The sequence below is a fragment of the Actinomadura parmotrematis genome, assembly GCF_019458805.1.
Classification (GTDB): Bacteria; Actinomycetota; Actinomycetes; order Streptosporangiales; family Streptosporangiaceae; genus Spirillospora; species Spirillospora parmotrematis.
Genome location: NZ_JAIBOA010000016.1, coordinates 173,569 through 186,836, shown reverse-complemented (window position 1 = coordinate 186,836; position 13,268 = coordinate 173,569). Strand labels below are relative to the sequence as shown.

The window sequence follows — 13,268 nt, the reverse complement described above, 5'->3', positions numbered from 1 at the left end:
GTGACCACGATGACAGACGACCTGATCATTCCCCTACTGGGATCTCCCGTGAGCGCCGGCCTGGCGCGCACGCTGACCGAGCAGCGGCTACGCAAATGGGACTGTTTTCACCTCATCGGCGATGCGGTACAGATCGTCGCCGAGCTCGTGGCCAACGCCGCCGAGGCCACCCCGCGCCGGCAGATCCGCTTCCAGCTCAGCCGGGACATCCACGGCATCGTGATCGCCGTATGGGACGCCAGTCCGAACCTGCCCAAGCCCAAGCCGATCATCGAGCTCGCCCTCGAAGACCTCGACCTCACTGAAGAGCTCTACGACGCCAACGGCGGCTGGGGCCTGCCCATCGTGCAGGCTCTCTCCACCTCATGCGGCTACACCCGCGACCCCAACGGCGGCAAGTGGATCTGGGCCAGGCTCAACCCGGTCGTTCGCGCGATCTACTAGAAAAGACCGTCCTGCTCGTCCTGCTGGCGCTTCTTGCTGCCCTTCTTGTCATGCAGGCCAGCCGCTACCTCAGCGGCATACCGTTCATGATTGAGCTCAAGCAGTCGATCCACAAGTTCACGCTGAATGATCGGCGTAACGGTGTATCGAGCCTCGCGACCAAGGTCGTAGTGACCATGCGCAAGCTGCGGAATCAGGTCATCCCAGCCATAGGCCCGGCATACAGATTCATCAATAGACTTGTGGATCTCTCGCAGCTCCACGATGTCCGCGTCGCCACAGTCTGGATCGTGGATGAGGTTGTACGTCTTCGTCAGCCCAGCCTGACGCGCCATCATGACCTCACGCCGGAAACTGTCAAGCCGCTCCCCCAAATCCCGCATATCCTGCGTCAATTCAGGCAACGGCAGCGTCTCAAAAACATCGGAAGGCGTGTAGCGGAGGTCGGCTTTCATCGAGGAAGCCCGAGAAATAGCCCACCAATAGTGCGGCGCACTGCTCAACAGAGCCAACAGTGCCGCATCGTCCTCGGAAATAACTACAATCATCTCACTGATGACCTGCCGGGCATCCACGAAAACAGGCATCACCGTCTTGCTAACGCGAGCAATAGCGATCACTCGCTTCAAATTAGCAATGCGCTTGTATAGGCGAGGCGCACGTTCTGCAAACTGCCACCAGCGCTCACGCCGCGCCTCTCTTTTATTAAGGTCGCGCTCTGGCTTAACAAGCCTAAGCACCCGATCGTAGCAAGCGGGATAGTTTTTGGCGCGATCCTCCGGCCAGTCGTGAAAATTGACAACCCACCGGGAAGCCGAGAGACTGGGACTACTGTTCAAGTCCCTACCATTGACATAGGGAAACAGGACCTCGCTATAACGCCGATCCTGCCCAATAAGCGCTTCACCCTCTTCCGGGTCCATAGTGAAACCCAAACCAAGGATAGTAGAGCCCTGAAATGAAATATCTGCACTAGCAGCGAGGCGATGAATTGTGCCCGAGACTCGCGATTCTGGCTCCAGGGACGAAGTGATCCCCTCTACCTTCGCGCCGTCAACAATCCTAACGGCCTTCCCGCTGATCAGCTCCTTGCTCGTCCACACCGCACTGTACTCCAGCACGGCGCTTCGGGACGGCCAGGGCTTCGACTTCACGGCTTGGCGGATGAACGTGCCATGTTGCGTCAGCCAGTTCAATCCCACTTCGCGCGTGTCACCCTGCGCCAGAGTGTTGGTCGCGATCAAGCCCGTCTGGCCGTCGGCGTTCAGCAACTCGTGTGCCTTGAGCACGAAGTAGGCAACAAGGTCGGCGCTCCCGCGCACCCCGTGTCCGATCGTCTCCACAAGGTATTCGCGGTAGGCCGTTCCCAGCGAGCCGGTGAGCTTCTGGCCGCCCAGAAATGGAGGGTTGCCGATGATGGCGTCGAAGCCGCCCTTGTCCATCACCTCGGGATAGACCAGCGGCCAGTGAATGGGCTTGCGGTCGAAGCCGTTCACCGGTTGATCGGTTGCGAGCCACGACCGCGCCTGTTCACGAGCCGCTTTCGCTCCGGTCTCCTCGCCAGAAGTGAATTTCAATGCCGTTTGGACAGCACGCCCGGACGCGTCGTTGAAGCCAGACGCGCCCTTGCTCGCGAAGGCGAGCGCAGCGCCCACCGTCAGGTCTGCGAGGAAACACGCGTCCTCAGCCTTCTTGTTGATGCGCTCAAGCATGGATCGCTTGACGCGCAGTGACTCCAGCGTCCTGCCCTCGACCTCGGCAAGGACGCGGCGGCGTTCGGCCACCTCGCGGGCCAGTTCTCGCACTCCTGCTGTCAATGTGACGAGCGCTTCCTGCGCCTCGTGCTCCTTTTCCTGAAGCTTCCGGCCGCGTACCGGGTCCATGTGCATGACTTCGAGCTGCTCAAGTGAGGTGATGCCGAGCAGCGAGTCACCGACCACGAGCCGGTCGTCCAGGAACGTGAACGGGCGGTGCGGGTCCATAGAGACCAGCCACAAAGACAGCTTCGCCATCTCCACGGCCATCTCGTTGATGTCCGCCCCGTAAAGGCAGTGCTCGATGATGGCGCGGCGGGCCTCGATCACCACGGGGTCGGTGTCCAGGTCGGCCGGTTCGAGGCCCTCGGCCCGGCCGCCGTAGCCGGCCGCGCGCGGGTCGTCCTCGCGCTCCCAGGCATTGACCAGGTGTCCGGCCAGGTAACGGCAGGCCGCGACCAGGAACGCCGCCGAGCCCATGGCGATGTCGGCGACCTTCAAGCCCAGGATCTCGGCCGAGCTCTTGGGCTTCCACTGCTCCTTGTCGGCCGTCTGGAGCGGTCCCGGCGCATACACGAGCGGCTCCAGGGCGCCTTCCACGACCTCCTCCGCGAGCCACTTGGGCGTGTAGTGCGTCCCCGTCGTCTTGCGCAGCGACGACTCCGTCACGTACAGCGCGTCCGTGAGGATGACGAGCGGCTGGTCACGCAGATCGGTCCGGAGCAGGCCGTGGAACGGCATGATCCGCTCGGTCAGCTCGTGGTCCCCACCCGTCACCGCGTACAGCTTGCGGCGGGCCTCGGTCGCGTCCGCGCCCTTCAACTCCGCGAGGCGCTTCTCGATCGCCTTCGCCGAGCCGATCCCCGACGACTTGTAGTCCGTGGCGAGGCGGGCCGCGAGCGCCGGGGCGTCCCCGGCGGCCTCGGCGGCGAGGGCCTCCAGGTGGCTGAGCTTGACCTCCTCCTCGAAGCCGGCCTTGCCGACGAGACCCACCACCGTCTCGTCCGCGTACAGGCCCTCGAACGCGAGCAGGCCCTCGTACACGTAGCCGATCTGCTCGACGTCCAGGGCGCGGAACGACAGCTTGCGGCGCTCGCGGGAGCGGCCCGTCCCGATCTCGACGGTCTGCACGGCCTTGAGCATGTGCAGGACGGTCCGGTCGTCGATGCCATGCGGCAGCCAGGCGTACGTGTCCGGATCGAAGATGGACCCGTCGTGGGCGTGCATCGGCATCTCGGGGTGCTCGACGCCGTAGTACACCGCGTTGAACAGGGCCAGCAGGCGGTGCCAGCCGTCGTAGGTGCGGTCCAGCTCGTCCTCGCTGCCGCTGCGGGCGCGCTCCTCCAGCTCGGTGAACAGCAGGCCCGCCGAGTACGCCTCGCGGAACAGCGGCTTGTCGGCGGGCAGCAGGCCCCGCTCCTCGGCGAACAGCAGGAACACGATCCGCATCATCACCGCGACGGCGCCGCGGTAGACCTCGTGCGCGGGGACGTCCCCGATGCCCGCGCCGCCGCGGGCGCGGTCCTCGGTGTGGGCGCGGCCGATGGCGGCGACGAGCAGCTCCACGGCCTGGCGGACCTGCACGCCGAGGGCCTCGGTGATGTCCTCCTGGTTGTCCAGGCTGGCCTTCAGCAGCTCGGGCAGCGTCTCCCCGTCGGGCACGCCGAAGAACCGCTCCCGGCTCAGCAGCGACACGAACGCGCTGACGACGATGCGCTCCGCCGCCTCGTGCCAGCCGATCGCGTCGAACACCGCCGTGGTGGTGACGCCGCCGCGCGGTGCCCACACCAGCGTCCACCAGCGGCCGTCGGTGGCCAGGCCGAGCGGCACGTCACGGGCGCGCAGCAGGTGGGCGAGGCGGTCGGCGGGCGTGGCGGCCCAGTCGGAGCCGGCGACGCGGCGCGTCGGCGGGCCGTCGCTGATCAGGCCGAGGAGCCGCACCGGTCCGGCGTCCTCGCCGGGGAGCGCGCCGGGCTCCAGCAGCGCGAACGACGGCACGACCTCGGTCTCGTGCTCGGGGACCTGGACGCCGAGGCCGGCCAGGCCGTCGAAGTGCACCGTCTCCTTCCAGCCGAGCAGGTCGATGAGCACGTACTCGATCCAGGGGCGGCCGGGCAGTGCGGTGTGCGCTTGGCGGAGCTGCTCGCGGGTCGGCTTGTCGAGGGTGTCCAGCACGGGCCAGGCGTTGCGCAGCACCGGGACGCTGAGGAACGGCCCGGACACGTCGATCAGGCCCAGCCAGTCGGCGTGGTCGAAGTCGCCGCCGCCGGGACGGCCGCCGCGCGGGCGGCGGGGACGGGTCGCGGCCATGGTCAGACCACCTCTCGCTGCGGGACGACGAACACGACGGCGACGGGGAAGGTGTGCGAGCGCGGATCGGCGTACCGGGCCCTGATCTGCCGGAGCTCCTGGTCGCGCTCGTCGTCGAGGCGCTCCAGGCGCCGTTCCCAGGACTGGCGGTCGCGCTCGTACTGGCGGATCTCCTCGCGGCTGAGCGCCTGGATCTCGGCGAACAGCGTGTCGGCCTCGTCGCCCTTGTCGAGCTGGCGGCGCAGCGAGGCGGAGAACTGCGCGAGGTTGTCGACGATGCGCTTGGACTCGGCCTCGCTGCGCTGCACGAGGTTGCGCTCCAGCGACGCGCGGCGGGTGTCGGCGCGCCACTTGATGGCGGCCTCCAGGCCGGGGCGCAGCGCCTCGAACCGGTCGGCGAGACGCTCCTCGGTGCGCGGGGTGGCGGGGCGGCCCGCCGTCAGGGCGCGGTCGAGGAGGGCGCCGAACGCGCCGACGTTCTCCCAGCGGCGGAACCGGCCGCCGGCGGGCGCCCAGCCGCCGGCGTGCAGGACCTCCTCGTGCAGGCGGACGCCGTCCGCGCCGACCAGCACGAACCGCGAGTAGGCGGCGAGCAGCGTCGTCTCCAGCTCGGGGTCGTCGCTGACGACGGCGGCGACGCGGTTCAGGTCGATGCGCTCGTTGGAGACGGCGGCGCGCAGCAGCCGCGTCGACATCGCCACCAGCGGATGCCCGAGGTGGGCGAGGACGACGTCGTCGCGGTCCCTGACGGTGCGGGCGTCGAAGGTCACCGGGAGCTGGCGGGGCGCCTTGCCCTTCTCGGGCAGCTTCTCCAGCAGCCCGGCCGAGGCGCGCGCCCACGAGCCGGTGAGGATCGGCACGTCGTAGACGCCCGGATCGGGGTCGATCGCGTCCTTGAGGGGCTGCTGGCGGGCCAGTTCCAGGGCGGTGTCCACGACGCGCTTGACGCTGCCGGGGGTGATGTGGAGCTCGCGGACGGTGTCGTCCAGGTTGGTGTGCAGGCGGCGGACCTGGTCGCCGATGTCGCTCTCGGCGGGGACGCGGCCGGCGCGGGCGCCGCGGGCGGTCGCGCCGGCGGCCTCGGCGTCCACGTCGACCCGCTGGCCGAGCAGGCGGCGCTGCACGGCGTCGGCGAGGACGGCGTTGACCGGGCCGAGATCGTCGCGGACCCGCGCGACGCGCTTGGCGATCCGCGACAGGAACTCCAGGTCGGCCTCGTAGGAGAACTCGTCGGCGCGCTCCCAGCCGGTGCCGACGAAGTGGCGGATCTCGGGGGTGCGGCGCTGGCCGTAGCGGTCGATGCGGCCGATGCGCTGCTCCAGCTTGTTGGGGTTGAACGGGATGTCGTAGTTGACCAGCCGGTGGCAGTGGTTCTGCAGGTCGATGCCCTCGCTGGCGGCGTCGGTGGCGAGCAGCACCCGCACCGGGTGCTCGGCGGGCGACTTCTGGAACGCCAGCCGCAGCCGCTCGCGCTCGTCGGCGCCCATGGACCCGTCGAGCTCGGCGACGCGGTCCGCGCCGAAGCCCTCGGTGCGCAGCAGCTCGCGCAGCCAGTCCTTGGTGTCGCGGTACTCGGTGAACACGATGACGCGCTCGTTGGTCCAGTCGGCGCCCGCCAGGCACACCGACTTCAGGTAGGTGACGAGCTCGCGGGCCTTGGCGTCGGGCTGGGCCTCGTGCTGCTCCGCCCACGCGTGCATGCGGCCGAGCAGCGCCAGCTCGTCGGCCTCGCGCTCGACCAGCGGGCCGGTGAGGGTGAGCGCGTCGGTCTCGGCGGCGTCCAGGGCCTCGTCGTCGAGGGTGGCGACGTCGTCGAAGAAGTCCTCCAGGAAGGCGTCCTCGGGCGCGAGCGCCGGCCGGGAACCCGACGCGAGGGTCTTCATGTAGACCGAGACGGTGCGCTCGAACGCCGCGGGGCTGGAGAACAGGCGCTTCTTCAGCAGCAGCGTCACCAGGTCGGCGGCCTTGCGGCCCTTGCCGGCCTTCAGGCGGCGGCGCCGCGCCTCGGTGAACTCCCGCAGCAGGCCGTGGATCTCGCGCTCGTCCTCGGGGTAGACGACCGGGATCTCCCGGGCGTCGCGGGCGGCGAAGCGCGGCGCGCCGCCGGCGTCCACCAGCTGGGTCTTCAGGCGCCGCACCACGATGTCGCGGACGGCGGCGGCGTCGGGCCGCATGCCGCGGACGAAGCGCTGATCGTCCAGGATCTCCAGCAGGGCGGTGAAGCTCTCCTGGTAGCCGTTGTGCGGCGTCGCCGACAGGAACAGCCGGTGCGTGAAGTGCGGCGCGAGGCGGCGGATCAGCTTGGTCTGCTGGGAGTCCACGGCGTAGACCTGCTTCGGCGCGGCCGGCGCGACGTGGTGGGCCTCGTCCAGGATCAGCAGGTCGAAGGTGCGCGGATAGGTCGGCCCGTCGGGCGGCAGCACCTCGTCGAGCAGCCGCTGCGCCTTGGCGCCGCGCAGCCACGGCAGCGACACGATCGCCAGGCGGTGCACCTCGAAGGGGTTGGCGGCGCTGCCGTGGGTGCGGCGGACCTCGGCGCAGCGCTCGGAGTCGATGACGGTGAAGTCCAGGCCGAACTTCTCGGCCATCTCGTCGCGCCACTTCACCGTCAGGCCCGCCGGGCACACGATGAGGACGCGCCGGGCGCGCTGGCGCAGCAGCAGCTCCTGCGCGACCAGGCCCGCCTCGATGGTCTTGCCGAGGCCGACGTCGTCGGCGAGCAGCAGGTTGACGCGCGGGGCGTCCATGGCGCGCGCGACCGGTTCGAGCTGGTAGTCCTCGATCGCGACGCCCGACCGGAACGGCGCCTGGAGCGTCTTGACGTCGGCGGAGGCGACCGCGCCCCACCGCACCGCGTCCAGGAACGCCGCGAGCCGCCCCGGCGGGTCGAACCCGCCCGCCGCGACCCCGGGCAGCGACCCGCTCGGCAGCAGCCGCCGGCCCGGCTCGATCTCCCACACCACCGACAGCGTGTCGCCGTACCGGCCGTCCTCCACGCTCTGCAGCGTGACCAGCGCGCTGGACCCCCGGTCGTCGACCGACCCGACGACCCACCGCTGCCCCCGCACCTGCACGAGCGCTCCGGGCGCGGGACGTTCGACGGTCACTGTAGGCGGCACGGTTCTCCTCTACCCGACGTGAACGGCACGGGACACCTGGTCAACATGCGGCGAAGAAGGTAGCGTAGCGCCACATGTCCGCTACGTCCACGGCCACTCCGCCCGTCTATCGAGTTCACAGGAAGCCGGGACGGGCGGGCCGGTTCCTCCGCCGGAGAGCCTATCGAGCAAGGGCTATGGTCATGGACGTCTCCGCCGGTCCGGTGCCCGGACACCGGGCGGAAGGACACCCGCTTTCCACCGGACTGGTTGATTCCGTCAACAAACACCTTTATGGTGCAGTCCAGATCCGCGCGCGGGACGCGTTCGTCGCCGCGGTCCGGCCGGCCCCGCGGCCGCCTTCCGACTTCCCCGAGGTCCTCCCCTCGACTCCGCACGCCCGACCCCGTGCGCGCACCTGCCGGAAAGGACCCCGTCCTCAGTGACCGACGAGGAAACCGCCGGCGAGCTCACCGAGCTCGCCGCCGACCCCCTGCTCGCCGCCCGCGCCGACCAGCTCCGCGACCTCGCCGCGGCCATGACCGACCGCGGCGCCGCCGAACGCTGGTGCGAGATCGACGTGTTCGCCGCCTTCCCGCCCGACACGGCCGACCGCCCCGCGGGCCGCCGCGCCCCGACCGACAGGAAGACGCGCCGCTGGGTCCTGCGCGGCATCGACGTGGTGCTGCCGGTCCTGGTCTTCGTCCCCATCGCCATCACCTGGTTCGGCCTCACCCAGGCCACCGGCGCCTACGGCGAGGCCATCGCCGCGTCGGGCACCGACATCGCCCGCCGCCCCTTCCTGGAACTGTGGCAGCAGGGGTTCGGCGGGCGGCTCGCCGGCTGGGCGCGCTTCGACAGCATCGCCATGATGACGCTGACGGGCATCGGCCTGCTGATGGTGCTCACCGTCACCGAACGGATCCTGCTGCGCTCCGCCGAGGAGCGCGCCGAGCACGAGGAGCAGGCCCTGCGGTCCCGGCTCCGGACGGCCCTCACCTCCGCCGCGCTGCACCTCGGCCAGGTCCGCCTGTCGGCGCCCGCCCGCTTCCAGGAGGAGCTGACCCGCACCGCCGAGGAGTTCGGGCGGATCGGCGAGACCGTCCGCTCCCACCAGGACGACGTCCTGAAGTCCCTGGAAGGGACCGTGGAACGGGCCGACGCCGTCACCGCCGCCCTGCGCGACAGCGCCGAGCGGGTCACCGGCGGCACGGCAGCCGTCGGCGACCTCCTGAGGACGGTCACCGCCGCGACCGGCGACCTCGTCCAAGCCGTCGACCGCTCCGTCTACGCCTTCGACCAGGTCGGCGAGAAGACCGACGAGGCCGTCACCCTCGCCGGCGGCCGCCTCGGCGACACCCTCACCGACGCCACCGCGCGGCTGCGCGAGGCCATGGACGACGCCGCCGCCACCACCGGCCGCGCCGTCCAGGACAGCGTCACCGACCTGAAGGCGCGGGTCGGCGAGCTGGTCGGCGCCGCCGCCGACATCAGCGCGATGGTCGCCCGCGCCGACGCCTCCCTGGCCGACGCCGGCGAGCGGCTCGCCGGCGCCGTCACCGGCTCCGCCCGCTCCCTGGAGGCCGCGTTCGGCACCACCGGCCAGGAGGTCGGCGCCGCGCTCGGCGACTGGGCCGACACCGCCGGAGCGCACGCCTCCCGGATCGAACTGGTCTCCGACACCGCCGGCCGCACCGCCCGGCTCCTGGAGACCACCCACCAGGCCCTGGACGCGCTCCCGCAAGCCCTGTCCGCGGGCGTCGCCGGCATCCCCGACGCCGTCCGGACCGCCACCGGCGCCGAACTCGCCCGCATCTCCGCCGCCGCGGACGCCCTCGCCGCCGCCCGCGACACCGCCACCGCCGAGGTCGCCGCCCTCCGCGACGCCGTCGCCCGCCTCCAGCGGGCCGTCGAACGGACCGCCGAACGCGCCGGCGAGCCGGCCGCCGGACCCGCCGAGCCCTCCCGGTGAGCCGCCCGCGCGTCCTCGGCGTCTCCGCCCTCCTCGGCGGCTGGCTGTTCGCCGACCTGCTGCTCGGCCTCACCATCGTCATGCTCGGCGCGCAGGCCCCGCCCGACGACGACCCCGCCGCCGGCGCCGCGCCCTCCCCCAGTCCGTGCGCGACCCGGCTCGGCGGCGTCAAGGCCAAGCCCGCCAAGCTAACCTTCACCGTCTCCGCCGGCGCGTCCGCCGACCGGCTCGCCGCCCAGGTCGCCAAGGCCATGCGCCCGCACGCCGCCACCGTGCGCGGCCGCCACGCCGGCATGGTGCTGACCTTCGGCGCGGCGGGCGGCGCCGGACCCGGCGAGCGGCTCGCCGCCCGCGTCAACAAGGCCCTCGCCAAGACCGACCCGGCGACCTTCCGCACCGCGGCGTTCCGCAACTTCCACGACCTGTCGTCCCCGGACGGCACCGTCTCGCTGGAGATCTACTTCGTCTCCGACGGCTGCCCGACCTCCCCCCGAGCCCAAGGAACCCGATGAGCGAGCAAGTCCTGCCCTTCTACCTGGTCTGCGACGAGTCCTACTCGATGACCACCGCCGACCCCGCGACCGGCCGGTCCCCCATCGACGACATCAACGCCCAGATCCCCACCATCTACCAGGAGATCGCCAGCAACCCCATCGTCGCCGATCGGGCCCGCCTCGGCATCATCGGCTTCAGCAGCACCGCCGAGGTGCTCCAGCCGCTCGCCGACCTCAACGACGTGCAGACGCTCCCGCAGATCAGCGGCCGCAGCGCCACCAGCTACGCCGCCGCCTTCGACCTGCTGCGCCGGACCATCGACGACGACGTCCGCGCCCTCAAGCAGGCCGGCCACGTCCCCTACCGGCCCACGGTGTTCTTCCTCACCGACGGGCTGCCCACCGACCCCGCCGACTGGCCGCGGGCCCACCAGCGGCTCACCGACCCCGGGTTCCGCGCCCGCCCCCACATCCTGGCCTTCGGCTTCGGCGGCCTGGACGCCGCCAACGAGGCCGACACCAAGGTCCTCCGCCAGATCGCGACCTTCCGCGCCTTCGTCGCCAAGAGCGACATCAGCCCGAGCGAGGCGCTCAGCGAGTTCGCCAAGCAACTGCTCAACTCCATCGTGCAGTCCGCGGTCGCGTCGGCGTCCAAGGCCGACGGCGGCGCCACCCTGTCGTTCCCCCAGCAGGCCGCCGGGTACGCCACCCTCGACGCGGAACCGGTCTAGACATGGAGCGCAGCGAAACGGACCGGCCGGTGGACTCCGTCCGGCCGAGCGGACCGGTCCAGCCGGTCGAAGAGATCGGGGCGGTCGGGGCGGCCGGGGCCGTGCGGCAGGCCGGCGCGGAACGGCCGAGCGCGCCGCCCGGCGACGCCGCCCCCGCCGCCGACGTCCCCCCGCCGCTGGTCATCGGACGCCCGTCGCGGCTCCGCTCCGCGCCGGGGCGGCCGCCCGCCGCCCCCCATCCCAAGCTGGACGCCGTCCGGCCCGACAGCGAGATCGACGGCGCCGAACTGCCCGGCCTCGTCGTGCGCGCGGCGTCCGTCCGCGGCGACGCCCACCGCTACCAGGGCACCCTCCGCCAGGACTCCATGAAGCTCCGGCCGCTCGGCGAGGACGGCGTCGTCCTGTGCGTCGCCGACGGCCTCGGCAGCCGCCCCCTGTCCCACGTCGGCTCGGACCGCGCCGTCCAGGAGGCGAGCCGGCACGTGCCCGCGTTCATGGACGCCGCCGAGCCCGCCAAGGCGGCCGCGGCGCTCGTCCACCACGTCAGCCACAACCTGCGCGAATACGCCGTATGGGTCGGCGTGGACGGCGAGGACCTGGCGACGACGCTGGTCGCCGGCGGCGTCCGGCGCCGCGAGGACGGCACCGCACTGGCCCGGCTCGCGCGCGTCGGCGACAGCACCGCCCTCTACCTGCGCAACGACGATTGGACCTCCTGCTTCCCCACCGACCCCGACACCGCCGTCGCCACCTCGGCGACCGCCGCGCTCCCCGCCAAAGCCCCCGACGTCCAGGTCGCCGACCTCGTCCTGCGACCCGGCGACCTGCTCGTGCTGTGCACCGACGGGCTGGAGCGCCCCATGCGCGGCGACGAGGTGCGCCGCCGCCTCGCCGACTGGTGGAGCCGCCCCGAACCGCCGTCGCTGCCGGAGTTCCACTGGCAGTTCAGCTTCCGCGCCCGCACCCACGACGACGACCGAACCGCCATCTGCGTCTGGGCGGTGTGATGCCGCTCGTCCCGCACCCCCTGGACCGCCCGCGCGCGTCCCTCCCCCTGGAGACCGCCCCGCTCGGCGAAGGCGGGCAGGGCGTCATCACCCGCGTGCCCGGCGCCGAACGCCTGGTCTACAAGGAGTACGTCGCGCACTGGGCCCCCAGGGTCGACGCCGCCGCCCTCGCCGACCTGATCGACTTCGGCCGCTCGCTGCCGCCCGCCGAGCGGGCGCTGCTGGACCATTGCGCCTGGCCGCTCGCACGGGTCGTGCACAACGGAGCCGTCACCGGTTTCCTCATGCCCGAGGTGCCCGCCGACCTCCGCGTCCCCATCGGCGGCAAGAACAGGCTGATCGAACTCCAGTACCTGACCCACACGCCCAACTGGGCCTGGAAGCACCTGCACCAGCCCGACATCGCCGGCCGCGTGGAGATCGCCCGGCGGGCGGTCGAACTGATCGGCTTCTTCCACGGCCGCGGCCTGATCCTCGGCGACATCTCCTCCCGGAACCTGCTGTGGCGGCCGGGCGCCCCCTACCGCGTCCACCTGCTGGACTGCGACGGCACCCGCCGGCACGGCAGCGCCCCCGTCCTGCCGCAGGCGCACTCCCCCGACTGGAACGACCCCCTCCAGCGGGCGTCCGGCCCCGACCTGGACACCGACCGCTACAAGACCGCCCTGCTGGTCGGCCGGGTCCTGACGCGGGAGAAGCACCTGCGCCCCGGCGACGAGCTCGCACCGTTCGGGCCGCTGGAGGAGCGCCTCCTGCGGCCGCTGGCCGAACTGTGGAAGCGGGCCGCCGGGCCGGTGGGCACGCGGCCGACCGTCCAGGAGTGGGCGGCGGCGCTGGAAGGCCGCAAGCGCATCGCGATCCCCCGCCCGGTGGTCGTGCGCGTCCCCGAACCGGTGCTGCCGCTGGCGCCGCTCGGCGAGCCCGCCCGGGGCGCCGGCCGCTCGACCGTGCCCGCCCCGGGCCCGGCGCCGGCCCGGGCGGGGCGCGCCGCCGTCCCGGCGCCGCAGCCGCTACGGCGGCAGGTGCCGAAGCCCGCGCCCAGGCCCGCGCCGACGCCCGCGCCAAAGATCGCGCTGGAGAAGAAGCCCGCCGTTCCGCTGCCGGCGCCCCCCGCGGCGCCGTCCACGGCGCCCGCCGCCGGGTCGCTCGGCGGCCGGGTCGTCGCGTCCGCCGCCTATGCCGACCAGCGGGCCGGGCCCCAGCGGGTGCCGATCAGCGACGCGCAGGTCGCCGCCCTCATCGACGCGCTCGGCGCCGGCCGGGGACGGCTGGCCGTCAAGGCCCTCGCCGCCGCCCTCGGCGAGCCCGAAGGCCGCGTGCCGCTCCTGGTCAGCGCCGCCTGCCGGCTGCTCAACGCCGACGACGAGCCGGTGCTGCGCCTGATCGACGACCGCCGGACGGTGGAAATGGACCCGCTGCTGCTCCGGGAGCAGTTCCTGGAAGAGGAGGGCTGAGCGC

Annotated in this window: 8 protein-coding genes; 6 read left to right on the top strand and 2 right to left on the bottom strand. The window is 72.0% G+C overall.

Annotated features, from left to right (window positions below; genetic code table 11):
* Positions 1-48 precede the first annotated feature (48 nt).
* Entirely contained in the window at positions 49-444 is a 396-nt protein-coding gene (locus K1Y72_RS24365) for an ATP-binding protein (RefSeq protein ID WP_220168761.1), read from the top strand.
* Here the strand turns inward: K1Y72_RS24365 and K1Y72_RS24360 are convergent.
* Positions 441-4,508 carry an Eco57I restriction-modification methylase domain-containing protein gene (locus tag K1Y72_RS24360; protein ID WP_220168759.1) on the bottom strand — a complete coding sequence of 1,356 codons (4,068 nt, stop codon included), beginning with the start codon at positions 4,506-4,508 and terminating at the stop codon, positions 441-443. The genes K1Y72_RS24365 and K1Y72_RS24360 overlap by 4 nt on opposite strands.
* Before the next feature lie 2 nt (positions 4,509-4,510).
* Positions 4,511-7,627 (bottom strand): DISARM system SNF2-like helicase DrmD, encoded by a 3,117-nt coding sequence (drmD, locus tag K1Y72_RS24355; protein ID WP_220168757.1) that lies wholly within the window; start codon positions 7,625-7,627, stop codon positions 4,511-4,513.
* 421 nt (positions 7,628-8,048) lie between these two features.
* Here drmD and K1Y72_RS24350 point away from each other — a divergent pair, with 421 nt between their 5' ends.
* The 5 genes from K1Y72_RS24350 to K1Y72_RS24330 are packed head-to-tail and all read left to right on the top strand — an operon-like array spanning position 8,049 to position 13,264.
* Entirely contained in the window at positions 8,049-9,578 is a 1,530-nt protein-coding gene (locus K1Y72_RS24350) for a hypothetical protein (RefSeq protein ID WP_220168755.1), read from the top strand.
* Entirely contained in the window at positions 9,575-10,090 is a 516-nt protein-coding gene (locus tag K1Y72_RS24345; RefSeq protein ID WP_220168754.1) for a hypothetical protein, read from the top strand. The genes K1Y72_RS24350 and K1Y72_RS24345 overlap by 4 nt, the downstream gene beginning before the upstream one ends.
* Positions 10,087-10,803, top strand: coding sequence for a vWA domain-containing protein (locus K1Y72_RS24340; RefSeq protein ID WP_220168753.1), 717 nt, complete (start codon positions 10,087-10,089; stop codon positions 10,801-10,803). The genes K1Y72_RS24345 and K1Y72_RS24340 overlap by 4 nt, the downstream gene beginning before the upstream one ends.
* 2 nt (positions 10,804-10,805) lie before the next feature.
* Positions 10,806-11,810 carry a protein phosphatase 2C domain-containing protein gene (locus tag K1Y72_RS24335; RefSeq protein ID WP_220168752.1) on the top strand — a complete coding sequence of 335 codons (1,005 nt, stop codon included), beginning with the start codon at positions 10,806-10,808 and terminating at the stop codon, positions 11,808-11,810.
* On the top strand, positions 11,810-13,264 hold the full coding sequence (locus tag K1Y72_RS24330) for a hypothetical protein (protein ID WP_220168751.1): 1,455 nt from the start codon (positions 11,810-11,812) through the stop codon (positions 13,262-13,264). Before K1Y72_RS24335 ends, K1Y72_RS24330 begins: the two co-directional genes overlap by 1 nt.
* Positions 13,265-13,268: the final 4 nt, after the last annotated feature.